This is a genomic window from Microbacterium cremeum, from assembly GCF_015277855.1.
GTDB lineage: Bacteria > Actinomycetota > Actinomycetes > Actinomycetales > Microbacteriaceae > Microbacterium > Microbacterium cremeum.
Genome location: NZ_CP063812.1, coordinates 3363366 through 3381246 on the forward strand (window position 1 = coordinate 3363366; position 17881 = coordinate 3381246).

The window sequence follows — 17881 nt, forward strand, 5'->3', positions numbered from 1 at the left end:
CAGGGGGCGCCCCGTCCGCGCCCGCGCGCGCCCGTGCCCGCGCCCGCGCCCGCGCCCAGAGAGTTTGAACGCATGAAGCCCCATCGCGCAGTGTCGCCCTATCTCTTCGTGGCACCGGCTCTCGCCGTCTTCGCCTTCGCCGTCCTCGTGCCGTTCGTCACCACCGGGTACTACAGCCTCACGCGGTGGAATGGCTACGGCGATCAGGTCTTCATTGGCCTGCAGAACTACGTCGAGGCCGTTCAGGACACGGTCTTCCAGCAGTCCTTCGTCAACGTCGTCGTGTACATCGTGGTGACCCTCGTCCTCGAGGTGCTGGTCGGCCTGGCGCTCGCGGGCCTCGTGCTCAGCATCAAACGCGGAAGCATCTGGTTCCGTGTAGCGATCTTCACGCCGGTCATGCTGCCCATGGTCGTGGTCGCCCTGCTGTGGTCGTTCGTCTACAACCCGGACTTCGGTCTGCTCAACGCGGCGTTGACGCAGCTTGGGCTCGGCGAGTGGACGCGGGTGTGGCTGGGCGATGAGCAGACCGCACTCCTCGCAATCTGTGTCGTCTCGGGCTGGGTGTACGCCGGCTTCTACATGACGATCTTCTATGCCGCCCTCCGTCAGGTGCCCACGGAGGTCGTCGAGGCGGCACGGCTCGACGGGGCGGGTGAGTGGTCGGTCTTCTGGCGGATCCGCGTGCCGATCATCCGCAATGCGGTGGAAGTCGCGGTCCTCCTCTGCGTGACGGGCGGATTCCAGTCGTTCGATCTCTTCTACGTGCTGACCAACGGCGGACCGTACCACTCGACCGAGATCCCGACGACCTATCTCGTGCAGGCGGTGTTCCGCACCGGCGAGGTGGGCTATGGCTCTGCGATGGCGGTGATCCTCACGATCGTCATTGTCGCGGTGGGTCTCCTCTTCACCGCCCTCCGGCGCACTGCCGATCGCGAAGGTCGAAGTCACCGACGACTCATCGCCAAGGCGAGGGACGAATCGCGATGAGCACCGTCACGCGCCTGCGGATCGTCCGGCCCGTCGTACTCCTCGCGCTCGCACTGCTGGCCTTGGGCTTCTTCGTCCCGCTCATCTGGATGGTGCTGTCGAGCTTCAAGTCGAACTCCGAGATCTTCAGCGCTCCGTTCGCACCGCCCACCCAGTTCGACTTCTCGCAGTGGGCCACCGCCTGGGAGATCGGGAACCTCGGCCGCTATGCGCTCAACAGCATCATCGTCACCACCGTCTCGGTGATGGCCATCCTGGCGCTGTCGAGCGCGGCGGCGTTCGCCTTCAGCCGCTACCGCTTCCGTGGGTCGGGAATCATGCTCGGGCTGCTGTCACTCGGGCTGATCCTGCCGCTGCAGTCGTACTTCATCGCCCAGAGCACGATGTTCACCGAGTTCGAGCTCACCGATACGTACTGGGCGCTCATCATCCCCTACACGGCGATGGGGCTTCCGCTGGCGACGTACCTGCTGAAGGTGTACCTCGATGCGCTCCCCGAGGAGCTCTTCGAGGCGGCGCGCATTGACGGCGCGGGCGACGTGCGCATCTTCCTCATGCTGGCGCTGCCGCTCCTCAAGCCCGGCCTCGCGACCGTCGCCGTCTTCTCCGCGCTGTCGTGCTGGAACGAGTTCCTCCTGGCACTGCTGTACATCCAGGACGACGCGCTGAAGACGATTCCGACAGGCCTCCTAGCGTTCTCGAGCCGATACGTCACCGACTACAGCCTGCTGTTCGCCGCACTGTCGATCATCACGGTGCCCATGATCGCGATCTACGTGGCCTTCAACCGTCAGATCACCGAAGGCATCACCGCGGGAAGCCTCAAGTAGCGCGCGACACTGACGCGACGAATGGATGCCTCGGCCCTGGGGCCGAGGCAGCCATTCCGTCGTTCAGGTTCGCGCGCGCCCCTGGATCCGGTCGCCGACCTCCGCCTCCACCTCGCCCCTCTCGGGGGCGTGGCCTCGACCCAGAGCCGGGTCTCGTTAGCCCGATGCGCAGCGTCATGCCCGAACTTCGTAGGAGGTGTCCAGCGTGGCCCGCACGTCGTAAGCGGCGTCCAGCGTGGCCCGCACGTCGTAAGGAGTCTCCAGCGTGGCCCGCAGCCGTTCACGGCGGGCGGGGACGGAGCCGCGTTGTCCCACGAGCGCGTCCAGGTGCTCGAGGCCCAGCAGCGCGGAGCCGACGATCGGCGCGTCGGTGACGATCGAGACGACGGCGTCCGGCGCGACGGCGCCGATGCGTTCGAACACAGGCTCGATGAGCGCTGGGTGACGGCTCGTGAGCATACCGCCGCCCAGCACGACGTCGATGGACGCGTCGAGCGCGTCGATGCGGCGGATTGTCGTCGTCGCGAGCAGGGCGATCTCTTCGGCTTGACGCTGCACGACTCCGGCTGCGACGGAGTCGCCGGCGTCGACCGCTGCGAACAGCAAGGGAACAAGTTCGTGCACGCGATCACGGTCGATGGTGCCGAGGTGCATGCCTGTCGCGATCTCGACGGCCGACGAGCATCCGAAGTGCCGTGCGGCGAGGTCGGTCAACAGGGTCGCCGGGCCACGGCCGTCCTCGTCGCGGCTGGCGTGCCAGAGCACCTCTTTGCCGATCGCGAACCCGCCGCCCCAATCGCCCGTGGCGCGGCCGAGTGCTGGGTAGCGCACGTGACGTCCGTCGCGCGCGATCCCCACGCAGTTGATGCCGCCCCCACAGACGACCGCAACGCCCGTCTCGGCGTCGGTGCCCGCACGGAGCATGGCGAAGGTGTCGTTGTGCACCTCGACGTGGGGGGCCCACCTGTAGGCGGCGATCGCCGACGCGATCGCCGCCTCTTCCTCCGGGAGATCGGCGTTGGCGAGGTAGCCGGCGACGACGTCGACATGGGTGAGCCCGGCGATCGCGAGCACGTGTTCCACGGCGGGCGCCACTGTCGCGACGGCGGGAGCCGCACCGATGATATGCGGTGCGAAAGGCCCCGAACGCGCGCGTGCGACGACCGTGCCGTCGAAGGCGACGAGCAGCACGTCGGTCTTGCTGTTGCCGCCGTCAAACGCGAGCAGTCGCGGTTCGGTCAGTGCGCCCACGGCAGCCACTCCTTGTTCTCGGCGATGAGCCGGTCGGCGAGCGCCTGCGCGGTCGCGTACTGCCCGACGAGCGGATGCGCGAGGAGCGCCCGCACCACACGGTCGCGACCGCCGTGCAGCGCGGCCTCCACGCCGAGTTGCTCGTAGCGCGCGACATGCGCGACAAGCCCCGAGACCAGTGGAGGTACCGCGGGCACCGGATGCGGGAGAATGCTGTCCGGCCCCACCTTCGCACGTACTTCGATGATCGCCTCGTCGTCGAGGAACGGCAGGATGCCGCGGTTGCGCACGTTCACGATGTGATCGCGTGCTGCGCCCGTGCCGAGCAGGCTCGCGAGCAAGCCGACCGCGGCGTCCGAGTAGTACGCGCCGCCACGGCCGCGCAGTTGCGGGGGCGTCCGGTCGAGTGCCGGATCGGCGTACAGCTCGAGCAATTCAGCCTCTAGCGCCGCGACCTGCGCGGCGCGCGAGGGCCGGTCGCCGGCGAGCGACACCAGCTCGTCGTGCTGGTAGTAGTACCGCAGATAGTACGAGGGGATGACGCGTTCGGAGCGGAGCAGGGGGAGCGGCAGCTCGGTCTCATCGACGAGCGCATCGCCGTGTGCGTCGATGAGACGATCAAGCACCTCGGTGGCTGTCCCGTTGTCGTGCCGGATGCGCGCGCCGAGCTCCCAGCTGAGATGGTTGAGCCCGGCGTGGTCGAGCTCGATACGTTCCGGCTCGACGCCGAGCAGCGAAGCGAAGAGCCGCTCGAAGCCGATCGCGACGTTGCACAGGCCGACCGCGCGGTGCCCGTCGTCGAGCAGCGCACGAGTCACCATCCCGACCGGGTTGGTGAAGTCGACGATCCAGGCGTCGGGATTCACGGCACGCACCCGACGGGCGATGTCGAGTACGACGGGGATGGTGCGAAGTGCCTTGGCGAGTCCGCCGGCCCCCGTCGTTTCCTGCCCGATGCAGCCGCACTCGAGCGGCCAGCTCTCGTCGCGACTACGGGCGGCCTGCCCGCCGACGCGTAGCTGCACGAGCACTGCGTCTGCGCCCTCCGCGGCCGCCGTGATGTCGGCAGTCGTGCTGACGCGGCAGGTACTGCCGGCTTCGGAGAGTATGCGCGATGTGAGCCCCGCGACGACCTCGATGCGTGCGGGATCAGGGTCCGCCAGCACGAGCTCCTCGACGGGGAGGGTCTTGCCGAGGCGAGCGATTCCGTCCGCGAGCTCGGGCGTGTAGGTCGAGCCGCCGCCGACCACAGCGAGCCGAATGCGCCGCCCACTCATGTCGTGAACACCCGGTCGCGCGCGATCTCGAGGCTCATCAGCATCGCGCCGTCGAGGATCGGGGTGTCGGTCGCTACGGTGAGGGTGAGCTGGGGCGCCGCGGGCATGATCGCGGCGAGCTGCCGGGCGACCTCGGCGCGCAGCCGTTCGCCGCCGAGCCGCGCGAGCTCGCCGGCGAGCACGACACGCGCCGGGTCGAGCAATGCGATGACCGAGACGATGGCGCACGCGTAGCGGTGGCAGAGCTCGGTGACGACGGGCGCTGCGGTGGGATCGTCGAGCAGTGCACTCAGCGCCTCGCGTGCGGTCGCTGCCTCGTGCCCGGCTGCAGCGGCGAGCCCGCGCAGCGCCTGATCGCCGACGATGCGCTCGAGTGCTCCGTCCGTACGGCTCTCCGCATCGAACACGGCACCGGGAATGAGCAGGAATGCGGCCTCGCCGGCCGCGCCACGACTTCCGCGATGAAGCGCCCCGTCGATCATGATCGCTCCGCCGACGCCATCATCAAGCCAAAAGAGGAAGAAGCTCTCGGACTCACCGCGGGCGGCGTGCCGCTCGGCGATCGCGGCGAGATTCACGTCGTTCTCGATGGCGACTGATGCGTCGGGGAACAGCGTTCGCAGCTCGGCGCCAACGGAGGGTCGCTGCCAGCCGGGCAGATGGCCGACGTAGTTGAGAGTGTCGGTCGCGATATCGTAGGAGCCGGGCACGCTGACGACGATCGCGTCGAGCTGGTCGGGGGAGAGTCCTGCCACGTCGCAGCAGGACCGGATGATGGCGGCGGCACTTTCCGGGCCGTTTGCGGCCTGATCGTTCTCCTCCACGCGCTCCATGACAATGGCGCCCGCGATGTTTGAAATGCGCACCCGTACGCTTCCGGGGCGCACGTCGACGGCGGCAGCATGCCCGGCGGCCGGATTGATGCGGTAGAGCTGCGGTGCACGGCCCCCGGGACCGGTATCGCCGAGCCCGCTCGGGCGCACGAGGCCGCTCTCTTCAAGCCGCTGGAGCAGCGACGACGCAGTGGGCTTCGAAAGCCCCGTGAGCGTGCGCACGTCGCTTCGGCTCAACGTTTCGTGCTCGATCAGAAGGTCGAGCACGACGCGGTTGTTCAGAGTGCGTAGCAGGCCTGGCTGTGCGGGTGCCGGGCCGCGGCTGTCGCCTGGTACCGATGCGTTCACCGCGATCCTCCGGAAGTTAGGAAACTTTACTATCTAGACAGTAATGGCCATGGGGGGACGGTGTCAACGCCCGTCGCCGCTGACTTTCGCGGCTGATGGCGGCGAACCTGAGAAGACCACCACACGTAGCCATACGCCGGTGCGGTGGTCTTCTCATGCGGCTCGCGTCGCGCTACTCCTTGATGATGCCGTGGTAGCGGCCCATCCAGTACGGCAGCGTGAACGTAAATCCGACGACAAAGCTGCCGCTGTTGTAATCGTAGTTGGGATATACACCGGTCGCCGAGTTCTCGGTTTCGAAGGGATTCCCATTGTTCTTCATTGCACGTCGCTCGTCAGGCGGCAGCACGTAGTTCGTCTGCTTGTAATCGTCGCGATCGCCCGGCTCGATGTAGAGGACGTCCTGACGGTTCATCTGCATCGGAAATTCGATCTGATATTCGTACTGCCGGGACAAGTACCGAACGGCCGACTGAAGATCGATGTCCTTTCGTTCCGGGTGTGCCAGCTGGTACAGGAACGTATAGTACGGATTCTGCTCACGCACCTCATTCACGTACCACTGATCGAAGGCCTTGACGATCTGCTGGCGCTTGGCCGGTTCGTTCTCCTGCAGAATGAGCGGATACAGCGCGAACCAAGCCAGCTCTTCGTCGGAGTAGTTGATGTACTGCGTCCAATCATTATGCAGAGTGGCGTTGATGTTCGACCGTTCCTGGATGTCGTCACCGGCTTCGGCATACGCGGCCGCATAATTGTCTCGGGTCACCAGCTCATTATTGTTGATCCCGTATGCATTGGTCGCCTGCCTGACGAGACGGCGGTCGATGTACTCGTTCGCCATGCCGATATAGCCCTTGCCGTTGATGTACGGCTCTTCCTTGCTATATCCCGAAGCGTCGAACAGCAACTCATAGGCGTCCTTGTACTCCTGATTGCCGATGATGTTGCTGGCCGTCTTGAGAATGGACATCACTTCCAGCGCATTCAGTGGCGCATCCTCATAGCCGTACGAAAGCGAATCCTCGCCGTTCGCGTCGACGCCGACGTTGGCGGCCCACTCCGGACGCTGCTCCATCGCACCGGTCGTGTCGTTGAAATACTTGGCGAACCACTTGGACCACAGGGTCGATTTGCCGGTCGCATCCTCGATGTAGAAGTGATCGTCTTTCAAGATCAGATCGGTCATACGCTCGGTTGTCTGCTCGATGATGTCCTTGAGCGCGAGCATTTCCGGATCGGCACTATCTCCCACCAGGTACTCGTTGGCTGCAAAGAACAGAGCATAATGGCCGATGACCTCATCGGACGACGTGTCTGCCTTGTAGACGATCTGGCTCATGTCAATGCGGCCATTCTTGATCGCCGACTCTGGGAACAATTCGTTGAAGAACGTCGGGATCTGCTCGTAAACCGGCACTGTGAGCTGGAACAGGGGCGGATTCGTGGCGCTCGTCCCGGTGTCAGCGCTTGGCTTCGTCCTTGTATTGGTAGCCGAGCTGATCACAGGAAGCACTTGCTGCACTGAATCGTTCACTTTCACATAGATGTCAGTGCCCAGTTGCGCATCGGCAGGTCGTGAAGCGTTCAGCTTCGCGACCGCGTCCGCCGTCAGCGTAAGCCCGTTGTAGTTCATCTCGCCGTCTCCCCCTGAGGGGAACAGCTTGCCGCCGATCTTGGTCATCGCGTCCCTGGTCACACGGACGATCGAGTAGCCGATCGGCTCGATGGGGTTGTTGTCCTCATCGAAACGTTCCATGCTCGGAATGATGCCATTCGGATTCGGCGAGCCGTCCATCACAGGATGGAACCAGAACCCGTTCTGGCTCTGGTAGCCAAAGTCCGTGCCGTCAGACGTCTGCGCTCCCGCTTCACTCGTCAACATGTACGAGCGTGCCGGAAAGCCATTGCCACGGCCCGACACGTAGTCGAGCAAGAGCACCGCTTTAGTGGAGCGAAGCGCGGCATCCTTCGCTGCAGCGACGTCCGCTTGCGAGCCGCCTTGCTCGAGCAACGTTTTGTACCGGTAGATCTCACCGATGGCGTACATCGCCGTCCACAGTCCGTCGTTGTCGGACGTTCTCGCATGTGATGTGAACGTGCCGTCGCTGTAGTTGATCCCGCGAGTCGCGTCGGTGGGGGTGAAGGTGAACCCCGCATCCGAGGTCATCCCTCTGCGATCATGGACCGACTGAATGATGTCTTCATAGGCAGCGGCCTTCTCTTCCAGCGTCTTGAACGGCATCGCAATATGCGTAATGCCTCGCGCGTTCTGAACCCACACGCCGCCCTGTCCGTCACTGGCCAGCGCAGTCACATGATCGTCCCCGTCGAACATGTAGCGCGGTCCGGCAAAATACTGCACAATGTCGCGCTCATCCTCTTCTTCGAAGTTGACGCGCTGCAGTCCGTTCTCGGTTCCGATCCAGTAGACGCCCTCTGCGTCCTTCACCACACTCGTGACATCGCCAGCGACCTCGATCGGCAAGAATGTCAGAGCCGACGTGTCGGTCACCCACCTGATCTCCGGCGTCGTCGTCCCGGGCTTATAGTAGGTAACCTCTTTCGTGCGAGTGGATTCCAGCTTGACTGCCGAGAATGACGCTCCCTGCGGCTTGGCCGCGAGCGCCGGCATTGCAGGCAGTGAGACCAGCAAAGCGGCGGCTGTAGCACTACCGATCAGCGTTTTGAGCTTCTTGTTCATGATTGACATGGAGTCACCCTCTTTCCTTACTGGGAAATCCGGGCAACGCCGGATACCGTGATCGCGAACACGCCTTTGCCACCATCAGAAATGAGCAGCAGCACTTTGTCGTCGACGAGTTGGTCGTCGGCTGCCTGGTACTCCGTCATCTTGTTGCTTTTCAAGTTGATCTTCGTAACCCCGTGATCTGTCCCGATCCACAGGTTCTTGCGGTTGTGGTCTAGGACTGAGGTGTTTACACCGCGAAGCGCAGGGAAAAGAGACGGCTTGACGTCGAACTGGTAGTTGACGAAGGTATTGGCGTTGGAAAGGTGTGTCGGCATGTCGACGGCCGGGTTTGCGGTCGCGGGATGATACGTCTCATCCTGAACAAAGCCGATGTACATCTTCACGGCGGCTTCTGCATCGGATGAACCGAGCTTGCTCAGCGCCTCGTCGTAGGTGTAGAGCACAGTCGCTTTCTGTGAGTGGACAGGCGGGGCAGCGAATACTGCTGGCGTCGCTCCCAGAAGGCAGGCGAGTATGGCAAAGACGAGAACTGCTGGTTTCCATTTGAAACGCATGGCTTTTCCTTTCCTAGTTGTGATGTGGCAATGACGTAGCTGAACTCGATTCGGCGGCCGCTTCGGGCTTTCGCAGGCCGTAAGCCGTGCCTCCCGAGTAAGTTAGGAAACTTTCCTATCTGGACGCTAGCGGCCACGGATCTCGGTGTCAACGGTCAGCTCCGCACTCTCGGGCCCCTGCGTCCGGCGGGTGTTCGCAACCGGCGGTGCTCGTGGCGGTCGCAGACCGCCCCGACCACCGACGTGCTGAACGTCGAGCATCGCGAGCTGGGCGGCGCCCGGCGCGGGCTGGTTACGGCTCGGCTACGTTTCCCCTCCGTGTGGCCCCTGTCATTGACAGAACCACTGCGTCTAGGGTCTAATCTGCAGATAGGAAACTTTACTAACTAGAGAGGTGACAATATGCGCAGAGTCGCACATGTCCGCCCGGTTCTGGCCGGCAACGCCGCATCCGCGGTGAATAGGCGCCTGCACACTGCTGTCGCGCTGGCGACGGCGAGCGTCGCCGTTCTTGCCCTCGCCGGGTGCTCCGGCGGTGCGTCGGCCGCCGATGACCACACCCTGCGCATCGCGATGGGCTCCCCGGGCGAGGCGCAGATCCGCGTCTGGGAGGCCGTCGCCGAGGAGTTCGAGGCCGCCAACGACGACTGGGAGGTCGATCTGAACTTCCAGAAGGACGATCTCTACCAGACCATCGGCCTGCCGAACCTTCTGAACGGCCGGAACGCGCCCGATCTCTACTTTGAGTGGGTCGGCAACCGGCTCCTCCAGCGCGACGCGGACGGGTTCGCCGCCGATCTCACGCCCTTCATCGAGGACGGCCCCCTCACCGGTGTCCTCGATGAGTCCCAGTACGGCGCGGTGACCGTCGATGGGCGCATCCTCATGCTGCCGCACATCGCGGATGTCACCAACGTGCTCTGGTACAACACCGAGATCCTCGAGACCGCCGGTATCGAGGCTCCGACCACATGGGACGAGCTGCTCGACGCGTGCGACACGCTCAACGAGCAGGGCTTCATCCCGATCGCATCGGGCAACAAGGACCTCTGGGCGGCGGGCAACTGGCTCGCCCACCTCGTCTCCCGCGTCGTCGGGCACGAGGCGTACGACAAGGCGCTCAACGGCGAAGCCGACGTCGACACCCCCGAATGGCAGAAGGCGTTCGGGTACGTGGAGGACCTCGCGGAGCACAAGTGCGTCAACGAGTCGGTCAACGCGATCGACGACAACGAAGGCGCACAGCTCTTCTTCCAGGGCAAGGCCGCGATGCACGCGATCGGATCGTGGCTCGTCAGCTGGGCCATCGACGAAGCACCCGACCTCGACTTCGACTTCGAGAACCTCCCCGCGATGCCGTCCGAGGCCGACCCCGACAGCGTCATCGGCGTCGTCACGGGATACATCGTCAACGCCAAGAGCGGCGACGAGAAGCAGGAGAAGGCGGCGGAGTTCCTCGCGCTGCTCAGCTCCGCCGAGAACACGCAGGCGTTCATCGACGCCGAAGCGGTCCCCGTGACGGCAACCGCGTCCGACTCCATCGACGAACGCACCGTGCGACTCAACTCGCTCCTCTCGGAATCCGAAGTCGTCATCAGCCCACCCGACACCGGCTACGAGCTCGACGTCGCCGACGCTTTCTACCGCAGCCTCTCCGAAGTCCTCGCAGGACGCACAACCGCCGAGAACGCCCTCACACAACTGCAGGACACGCTCACCAAGTAGCAACCACGCGGGGCCGGGGCAAACCACCTCGGCCCCGCACTGCACGATCGGAGGACTCATGAGGGCACACCGGCCCTTTGCCCCGTATCTGTTCATAGCCCCCGCACTCGTCGTCTTCGGCTTCGCTGTGCTCGTGCCGTTTGTCTTCACGGGCGCCTTCAGCCTGACGGAGTGGGACGGGTACAGCGACGCGGTGTTCGTCGGTGTCGACAACTACCTTCGCGCCTTCGGCGACGCAGTGTTCCAGCAGTCGTTCGTGAACGTCGTCCTGTACATCCTCGCGACGCTCGTCGTCGAGGTGCTCTTGGGGCTCGTCCTCGCCGGCCTCGCGATCTCAGTCAAACGCGGATCGCTCTGGTTCCGGGTCGCGATCTTCACACCAGTCATGCTCCCCATGGTCGTCGTCGCGGTCCTCTGGTCCTTCGTCTACAACCCCGACTTCGGTCTCCTCAACGGGGCACTGCGCGCGTTCGGACTCGAGGACTGGACGCGCGTGTGGCTCGGGGACGAGCAGACCGCGCTGCTCGCGATCTGCCTCGTATCCGGGTGGGTCTACGCCGGGTTCTACATGACGATCTTCTACGCGGCGCTCCGGCAGGTCCCCACCGAGGTCGTCGAGGCCGCCCGCCTCGACGGCGCGAAGGAGAGCACGATCTTCTGGCGAGTGCGGGTGCCCATCATCCGCAACTCGATCGAGGTCGCCATCCTCCTGTGCGTGACCGGCGGGTTCCAGTCGTTCGACCTCTTCTACGTCCTCACGAACGGCGGGCCGTACCACGCCACCGAGATCCCGACGACGTACCTCGTGCAGTCGGTCTTCCACACCGGAAAGGTCGGTTACGGCTCGGCTATGGCCGTCGTCCTCACGGCGGTCGTCGTCGCCGTCGGTCTCGTCGCCACGACGCTGCGCCGCCGCGCAGATCGGCAGGATCGCGCACCGCGGAGGCCGGATGACGACACAGCCAAGCTCGCTCCAGTGTCGCCCACAACATCCGCCGTCGCACCGGAGGTGGTCCGATGAGCACCGGGATACGCCTCAGCCGTGGCCTCGTCTACGTCGGCCTCGCCCTGCTGGCGCTCGTCTTCTTCATCCCGCTCATTTGGATGGTGCTGTCGAGCTTCAAGACGAACTCCGAGATCTTCACGACCCCGTTTTCGCTTCCGACGGGATTCGACTTCTCGGTGTGGGCGGAGGCGTGGGAGGTCGGCAACATTGGCCGCTATGCGCTCAACAGTGCGATCGTGACCACAGTGTCGGTGCTCGCGATCCTCGTGCTCTCGTCCGCCGCCGCGTTCGCGTTCAGTCGGTATCGATTCCGTGGGGCGAAGTTGCTGCTCGGTCTCCTGGCACTCGGCCTCATCCTGCCGCTGCAGTCGTACTTCATCGCGCAGAGCACCATGTTCACCAACCTGGGTCTGACCGACACCTACCTGGCCCTGATCATCCCCTACACGGCGATGGGGCTTCCCCTGGCAACGTACCTGCTCAAGGTATTCCTCGACGCCATACCCGAAGAACTGTTCGAGGCGGCGCGGATCGACGGCGCCGGAGACTTCCGCATCTTCCGCATGGTCGCGATGCCGCTGCTGCGGCCCGGGCTCGCCACGGTCGCGGTTTTCTCGGCGCTCTCGTGCTGGAACGAGTTCCTGCTGGCGCTCCTGTACATCCAGGACGATGCCCTGAAGACGATTCCGACGGGTCTGCTCGCGTTCTCTAGCCGGTACGTGACGGACTACAGCCTGCTGTTCTCCGCGCTGTCGATCGTGACGCTCCCGATGATCATCATCTACATCGCCTTCAACCGGCAGATCACCGAGGGTCTGACGGCAGGCAGCCTCAAGTAGGCCGCGAACGACGAAGCGTGGATGCCGCCGGCATCCACGCTTCGTCCGCTTCTTCGCCTTGCGGCGTGACCCCTAGGCGCCGGCCGCGAGATCCGGCGTCGCGCTGATCTCGCCGCGCGAGGCGACGCCCACGGCCACCTTCTCGCCGCGCGGACCGTTCTCGAACACGAACTCGCCGTTCTCGGCATCCACCTTCACGTGGTCACCGGCCTCGAGCTCGCCGTGGAGGATCTTCTCCGACAGGCGGTCCTCGACCTCGCGCTGCATGGCACGGCGGAGAGGACGCGCGCCGAGAGCCGGGTCGAACCCGATCTCGATGAGCCGCTCCTTGGCCGCCTGCGACAGCTCGATCGTCATGTCGCGGTCGAGCAGACGCTCGCCGAGGCGCTTCGTGAACAGGTCCACGATCTGCACGAGCTCCGGCTTCGACAGCTGCGGGAACACGATGATGTCGTCGACGCGGTTGAGGAACTCGGGCTTGAAGTTGCGCTTGAGCTCCTCGTTGACCTTGCCCTTCATGCGGTCGTACGTCGTGCCCTGATCACCCTCGACCTGGAAGCCCACGGGGCCGCCGGCGATCGCCGAGGATCCGAGGTTGGTCGTCATGATGATCACGGTGTTCTTGAAGTCGACCACTCGCCCCTGACCGTCGGTGAGGCGACCCTCTTCGAGGATCTGCAGGAGCGAATTGAAGATGTCGGGGTGCGCCTTCTCGATCTCGTCGAACAGCACGACCGAGAACGGCTTGCGGCGCACCTTCTCGGTGAGCTGACCGCCCTCTTCGAATCCGACGAATCCGGGAGGAGCGCCGAAGAGCCGCGAGACGGTGTGCTTCTCACCGAACTCCGACATGTCGAGCGAGATCAGCGCGGCCTCGTCGTCGAAGAGGAACTCGGCGAGCGCCTTGGCGAGCTCGGTCTTTCCGACGCCGGTGGGGCCGGCGAAGATGAACGAGCCCGACGGGCGCTTCGGGTCCTTGAGGCCCGCGCGCTGACGGCGGATCGTCTTCGACAAGGCGGCGATCGCCTCCTCCTGGCCGATGACGCGCTGGTGCAGCGCCTTCTCCATGAAGACGAGGCGGCTGGACTCCTCCTCGGTGAGCTTGAACACCGGGATGCCGGTGGCCTGGGCGAGCACCTCGGCGATCAGGCCCTCGTCGACCACTGCGTGGGAGGCGACGTCACCCGAGCGCCACTGCTTCTCGAGGCGCAGACGCTCCGCGAGCAGCGACTTCTCCTCGTCGCGCAGCGATGCGGCCTTCTCGAAGTCCTGGTCCTCGGAGGCCTGCTCCTTGTCCTGCCGGACCTTGGCGATCTTGTCGTCGAACTCGCGCAGCTCGGGAGGGCTCGACAGGATCGACAGACGCAGGCGGGCGCCGGCCTCGTCGATCAGGTCGATCGCCTTGTCGGGCAGGAAGCGGTCCGAGATGTACCGGTCGGCGAGGTTCGCCGCGGCGACGATCGCACCGTCGGTGATCTGCACCTTGTGGTGCGCCTCGTAGCGGTCGCGCAGCCCCTTCAGGATGTTGATCGCGTGGGGCAGGCTCGGCTCGGCGACCTGGATCGGCTGGAAGCGGCGCTCGAGCGCGGCATCCTTCTCGAAGTGCTTGCGGTACTCGTCGAGCGTCGTCGCACCGATCGTCTGCAGCTCGCCGCGGGCGAGGAGCGGCTTGAGGATCGACGCGGCGTCGATCGCGCCCTCGGCGGCGCCGGCACCCACGAGGGTGTGGATCTCGTCGATGAAGACGATGATGTCACCGCGCGTGCGGATCTCCTTCGTGACCTTCTTCAGGCGCTCCTCGAAGTCACCGCGGTAGCGGGAACCGGCGATGAGCGAGCCGAGGTCGAGCGAGTACAGCTGCTTGTCCTTGAGCGTCTCGGGCACGTCGCCCTTGACGATCGCCTGCGCGAGGCCTTCGACGACCGCCGTCTTTCCGACACCGGGCTCGCCGATGAGGACGGGGTTGTTCTTGGAGCGGCGCGACAGGATCTGCATGACGCGCTCGATCTCCTTCTCGCGTCCGATCACCGGGTCGAGCTTGTTGTCGCGCGCGGCCTGCGTGAGGTTGCGGCCGAACTGGTCGAGCACCTGCGAGCCACCCGCCGTGGTGCCCTGGGTCTGCTCGCCGGCGCCGCTCGCGACGCCCGCAGGCTCCTTGCCCTGGTAGCCCGACAGCAGCTGGATGACCTGCTGGCGCACCTTGTTGAGGTCGGCGCCGAGCTTGACGAGCACCTGCGCGGCGACGCCCTCGCCCTCGCGGATGAGCCCCAGGAGGATGTGCTCCGTGCCGATGTAGTTGTGGCCGAGCTGCAGCGCCTCGCGCAGCGACAGCTCGAGCACCTTCTTGGCACGGGGAGTGAACGGGATGTGGCCGGTCGGCTGCTGCTGCCCCTGGCCGATGATGTCCTGCACCTGCTCGCGCACGGCGTCGAGCGAGATGCCGAGACTCTCGAGGGCCTTGGCGGCGACGCCCTCGCCCTCGTGGATGAGCCCGAGCAGGATGTGCTCGGTGCCGATGTAGTTGTGGTTCAGCATCTTCGCCTCTTCTTGGGCGAGGACGACCACACGACGGGCACGGTCGGTGAATCTCTCGAACATCGTCTTTTCCTCCGGGGCGCACGGAGCGCGGTGATGCACTTCTGGCGCCTTACATCGAGGGTAACGACGCCGCCGGGAGCGCATGGCCGTGTTCGCCGTGGGCATAGCGCGCCCGCCCCGACATTCGGTTGACGGATGCCTTGCGCCGAGGCATCCGTCGGGTTTATCGTTTTTCGATAACAACGTTTATCGATATTGAGGCAGGGGATAGCATGACTGTGACCAAGCGGGATCACGCCCTCAGCAAGGGCGACGTCGTGGCGATGTGGATCTTCATCACTGCCGGGATCGTCCTCGTCGGGGCCACCGCCATCTCGGGCGTCGCACGCGTCGTGGGCGTGCTGAGCGGCGGCCCGATCACGGTGCCGGCGCTCTTCGCCGGGACCATCGCCGAAGCGCCCATCGGGCCCGACGGCGAGCCGCGCCGCGTCGGGCTCGACACTGCGCTGCTCATGCCCGACGAGCTCTCGATCGCGGGCGTCGGCGCGCTCATCATCGAGCAGGCGGTGTCGATCCTCTCGCTGACCTGCGTCCTCGCCTGCCTCATCGCCGTGACCATCTCGGTCATGCGCGGCCGGGTCTTCAGCCGGCGGAACACGGCATTGGTCGCGACGGCCGGCATCGCAGGGCTCGCGGGCGTCGCGGGTGTGCCCTTCTTCGGCAACATGGTCGCCAATGACGCGTTCCGGTCGATCTCGGACGGCACGTTCGACAACGTCGTCATGAGCGTGCCGCTCGGGCAGCTGTTTGTCCTGGCGTTCGTTGTGGCGATGATGACGACGGTGTTCACCGTGGGTGACCGCCTCCAGCGCGAAACCGAGCTGCTCGTATGAGCCCGGCCGACGACGAGGGGCCTTCGGGGGTCCACTGTCGGCTCGACGAGCTGCTCGAGGAGCGCGGCATGACGCTGACCCGGCTGTCGGAGCTCGTCGGGGTGTCGGTCGTGAACCTGTCGATCCTCAAGAACGACCGGGCCAGGGCGATCCGCTACTCGACGCTGTCGGCGATCTGCCGGGCCCTGGACTGCGAGATCGGCGAGCTGCTCGTCCGCTCCGACGCGTAGCCCCCTTCCCTGGGCGCGATGATGCTCCGCAGTCACTTTTCGTTGTGGCCCGCGGCATCCGTGCGCACTTTCTGACTGCGGAGCTCCAGCGGAGCGCGCGTACGGCCGAGCGCCGAGCGCCGAGCGCCGAGCGCCGATGCGCCGCAGTCACTTTTCGTCATGGCCCGCGGCATCCGTGCGCACTTTCTGACTGCGGAGCTCCGGCGGAGCGCGCGTAGGGCGCCGAGCGCCGATGCTCCGCAGTCAGGAAGTGCGTGCTCAGCGGGGGCGGGATGCGCAGGAAGGGACTGCGGAGCGGACGGTGTGGGGTACGCGCGGGTGCGGCGGGGAGGGGTACGCGCGGCTGCAGTGGGAGGGCTATGCGCGGCTGCGGAGGGCGTGGCGGACGCGCCGAACCAGGTCGGACCGCGCATCGAACACGTCGGCCTTGGTGACACGGATGACGAACCACCCCGCCGCCGCCAAGGCCTCGTATCGGGCGATGTCTTTCGCCCACTGCCCCGCGTCTCGCAGGTGATGCTCACCCTCGTACTCGATCGCGATCTTCTGCCCCGGGTATGCGAGATCCACGCAGGCCACGAAGTCTCCGTTGCCATCGAACACGACGTGGTTCAGCTCCGGCTCCGGGAGCCCTGCATCCGACAGGATCAGCCGGCAGCGCGTTTCCATGCGCGAAGCCGAACGCGTCCGCACCCGCGGCAACGCCTCCCGCAGGGCCGGTCCGCCGACCCGGCGCCCAGCGGCCAGAGCCTGATGCAGTTGAGCCAGCGTCGCCAGGGGCGGAGGGTCGTCACTGAAGATCTGCTCGCGGACGATGGCATCGGCGACCGCGACCAGGTCGTAGTGGTCGACGATCACTGCGCCCAGAGCGACCCACGTGTACGCGGGTGTGGTCAGCCGAACGCCGTGCACCTCGTGCTTCACGACGCGGCTTCGCCCGTGCTTGAGTTGATGACCGCGAACCCCTGCGTGCCGCGGATGCCGGAGCGGACCGAAGACGCCGACGTCGAGGTCTCTCAGGCGTCCGAACGCATCCCGCAGCAGCGCAGCGGGCACGGGCAGTCCCCAGAGAATCGCGGCGGTGACGTGGGTGAAGAACTGGTTCGGCGGCATCGTCAGGGAGAACACCAGCGCCCGCCGACGCAGCTCGCGGGCGTCTGCCGCCGCCTTCGCCTCACCGATCACGTCGGGCTGCGGCGAATCCGCCCGCGCGGCGGTTGCGCCGGCACCGTGAGCGCCGGTCGCCATGCCCGCGTCCTCGGCGTCTGAGCGACGGACCACCCGAACACCCCGATACGGCGCGTCGAGATCTCGCCCACGCAGCCTCGAGGCGGTGACACCCGCCGATCGAGCGTCGGCCACCGTGAAGGCGTTGCCGAGTTCATCCGGGATCCGAGTCCGTTGCATGCCCTCCAACCTGGCCACCCCAGCGCCCCGTGTGAGTCCAGGCCTGCGCACCTGTGGAAACTCCGCCCGCTCTCCACAGCCCCGCGCGCGACGCTCCGCCGTCACAAACTGCGGCTCCAGCACCCTTTGGACCGCACATTGTGACTGCGGAGCGGGGGTCCTCGACGTTCAGCAGTCGCAAAATGCAGGCGGACCCGGGCGCGAATCGCCGAAAGTGACTGCGCAGCGGGAAGGCGCCGGGCGCGCCGGGGGCGCCGGGGCACGGAGCCGAGGTCCGAGGTCCGAGGTCCGAGGTCCGAGGTCCGAGGTTCAGCAGTCACAACATGCGTGCGGACCCGGGCGCGAGTCGCGGAAAGTGACTGCGGAGCGGGAGGGCGCCGGGGGCGCCAGGGCACGGAGCCGAGGCCCGAGGTTCAGCAGTCACAACATGCGGACAGACCCGGG

Annotated in this window: 14 protein-coding genes; 7 read left to right on the top strand and 7 right to left on the bottom strand. The window is 65.7% G+C overall.

Annotation, left to right across the window (positions count from 1 at the left end; genetic code table 11):
• Positions 1-72 precede the first annotated feature (72 nt).
• Positions 73-993, top strand: coding sequence for a carbohydrate ABC transporter permease (locus IM778_RS15065; protein ID WP_194409635.1), 921 nt, complete (start codon positions 73-75; stop codon positions 991-993).
• Positions 990-1823, top strand: coding sequence for a carbohydrate ABC transporter permease (locus tag IM778_RS15070; protein WP_194409636.1), 834 nt, complete (start codon positions 990-992; stop codon positions 1821-1823). Before IM778_RS15065 ends, IM778_RS15070 begins: the two co-directional genes overlap by 4 nt.
• A gap of 174 nt (positions 1824-1997) precedes the next feature.
• Here the strand turns inward: IM778_RS15070 and IM778_RS15075 are convergent, their stop codons facing one another.
• The 5 genes from IM778_RS15075 to IM778_RS15095 form a co-directional block, all read right to left on the bottom strand.
• Entirely contained in the window at positions 1998-3074 is a 1077-nt protein-coding gene (locus IM778_RS15075; RefSeq protein ID WP_228484588.1) for an N-acetylglucosamine kinase, read from the bottom strand.
• Positions 3062-4351, bottom strand: coding sequence for a family 4 glycosyl hydrolase (locus IM778_RS15080; protein ID WP_228484589.1), 1290 nt, complete (start codon positions 4349-4351; stop codon positions 3062-3064). The genes IM778_RS15075 and IM778_RS15080 overlap by 13 nt, the downstream gene beginning before the upstream one ends.
• Entirely contained in the window at positions 4348-5451 is a 1104-nt protein-coding gene (locus IM778_RS15085) for an ROK family transcriptional regulator (protein ID WP_194409637.1), read from the bottom strand. The genes IM778_RS15080 and IM778_RS15085 overlap by 4 nt, the downstream gene beginning before the upstream one ends.
• Positions 5452-5704: 253 nt before the next feature.
• Positions 5705-8245: a hypothetical protein gene (locus IM778_RS15090; protein ID WP_194409638.1), complete on the bottom strand. Its 2541-nt coding sequence runs from the start codon at positions 8243-8245 to the stop codon at positions 5705-5707.
• Positions 8246-8262: 17 nt separating this feature from the next.
• A complete protein-coding gene (locus tag IM778_RS15095) occupies positions 8263-8799 on the bottom strand; it encodes a hypothetical protein (protein ID WP_194409639.1) in 537 nt (178 codons plus the stop codon).
• A gap of 402 nt (positions 8800-9201) precedes the next feature.
• On the opposite strand from IM778_RS15095, the gene IM778_RS15100 reads away from it, so the two are divergent.
• The 3 genes from IM778_RS15100 to IM778_RS15110 are packed head-to-tail and all read left to right on the top strand — an operon-like array spanning position 9202 to position 12369.
• Positions 9202-10524 carry an ABC transporter substrate-binding protein gene (locus IM778_RS15100; protein WP_194409640.1) on the top strand — a complete coding sequence of 441 codons (1323 nt, stop codon included), beginning with the start codon at positions 9202-9204 and terminating at the stop codon, positions 10522-10524.
• A gap of 58 nt (positions 10525-10582) precedes the next feature.
• Positions 10583-11545, top strand: coding sequence for a carbohydrate ABC transporter permease (locus tag IM778_RS15105; protein ID WP_194409641.1), 963 nt, complete (start codon positions 10583-10585; stop codon positions 11543-11545).
• Positions 11542-12369: a carbohydrate ABC transporter permease gene (locus IM778_RS15110; RefSeq protein ID WP_194409642.1), complete on the top strand. Its 828-nt coding sequence runs from the start codon at positions 11542-11544 to the stop codon at positions 12367-12369. The genes IM778_RS15105 and IM778_RS15110 overlap by 4 nt, the downstream gene beginning before the upstream one ends.
• 72 nt (positions 12370-12441) lie before the next feature.
• Here the strand turns inward: IM778_RS15110 and IM778_RS15115 are convergent, their stop codons facing one another.
• Positions 12442-14967, bottom strand: a complete 2526-nt coding sequence (locus IM778_RS15115; RefSeq protein ID WP_194409643.1) for an ATP-dependent Clp protease ATP-binding subunit — start codon at positions 14965-14967, stop codon at positions 12442-12444.
• 212 nt (positions 14968-15179) lie between these two features.
• Between IM778_RS15115 and IM778_RS15120 the strand changes: the two genes are divergently transcribed.
• Together IM778_RS15120 and IM778_RS15125 are read left to right on the top strand one after the other, a co-directional pair.
• Complete coding sequence (locus IM778_RS15120) at positions 15180-15800, top strand: hypothetical protein (RefSeq protein ID WP_194409644.1); 621 nt, start codon at positions 15180-15182, stop codon at positions 15798-15800.
• Complete coding sequence (locus tag IM778_RS15125; protein WP_194409645.1) at positions 15797-16030, top strand: helix-turn-helix domain-containing protein; 234 nt, start codon at positions 15797-15799, stop codon at positions 16028-16030. Before IM778_RS15120 ends, IM778_RS15125 begins: the two co-directional genes overlap by 4 nt.
• A gap of 357 nt (positions 16031-16387) precedes the next feature.
• On the opposite strand, the gene IM778_RS15130 is transcribed toward IM778_RS15125, so the two are convergent.
• Positions 16388-17560 (bottom strand): endonuclease domain-containing protein, encoded by a 1173-nt coding sequence (locus IM778_RS15130; RefSeq protein WP_194409646.1) that lies wholly within the window; start codon positions 17558-17560, stop codon positions 16388-16390.
• Positions 17561-17881: the final 321 nt, after the last annotated feature.

What these genes read in the sequence shown, in the direction of transcription:
- IM778_RS15065 (WP_194409635.1), top strand. Translation starts at nt 73, where the DNA reads ATGAAGCCCCATCGCGCAGTGTCGCCCTATCTCTTCGTGGCACCGGCT.
- IM778_RS15070 (WP_194409636.1), top strand. Translation starts at nt 990, where the DNA reads ATGAGCACCGTCACGCGCCTGCGGATCGTCCGGCCCGTCGTACTCCTC.
- IM778_RS15080 (WP_228484589.1), bottom strand. Translation starts at nt 4,351, where the DNA reads ATGAGTGGGCGGCGCATTCGGCTCGCTGTGGTCGGCGGCGGCTCGACC.
- IM778_RS15090 (WP_194409638.1), bottom strand. Translation starts at nt 8,245, where the DNA reads ATGTCAATCATGAACAAGAAGCTCAAAACGCTGATCGGTAGTGCTACA.
- IM778_RS15095 (WP_194409639.1), bottom strand. Translation starts at nt 8,799, where the DNA reads ATGCGTTTCAAATGGAAACCAGCAGTTCTCGTCTTTGCCATACTCGCC.
- IM778_RS15100 (WP_194409640.1), top strand. Translation starts at nt 9,202, where the DNA reads ATGCGCAGAGTCGCACATGTCCGCCCGGTTCTGGCCGGCAACGCCGCA.
- IM778_RS15105 (WP_194409641.1), top strand. Translation starts at nt 10,583, where the DNA reads ATGAGGGCACACCGGCCCTTTGCCCCGTATCTGTTCATAGCCCCCGCA.
- IM778_RS15110 (WP_194409642.1), top strand. Translation starts at nt 11,542, where the DNA reads ATGAGCACCGGGATACGCCTCAGCCGTGGCCTCGTCTACGTCGGCCTC.
- IM778_RS15115 (WP_194409643.1), bottom strand. Translation starts at nt 14,967, where the DNA reads ATGTTCGAGAGATTCACCGACCGTGCCCGTCGTGTGGTCGTCCTCGCC.
- IM778_RS15120 (WP_194409644.1), top strand. Translation starts at nt 15,180, where the DNA reads ATGACTGTGACCAAGCGGGATCACGCCCTCAGCAAGGGCGACGTCGTG.
- IM778_RS15125 (WP_194409645.1), top strand. Translation starts at nt 15,797, where the DNA reads ATGAGCCCGGCCGACGACGAGGGGCCTTCGGGGGTCCACTGTCGGCTC.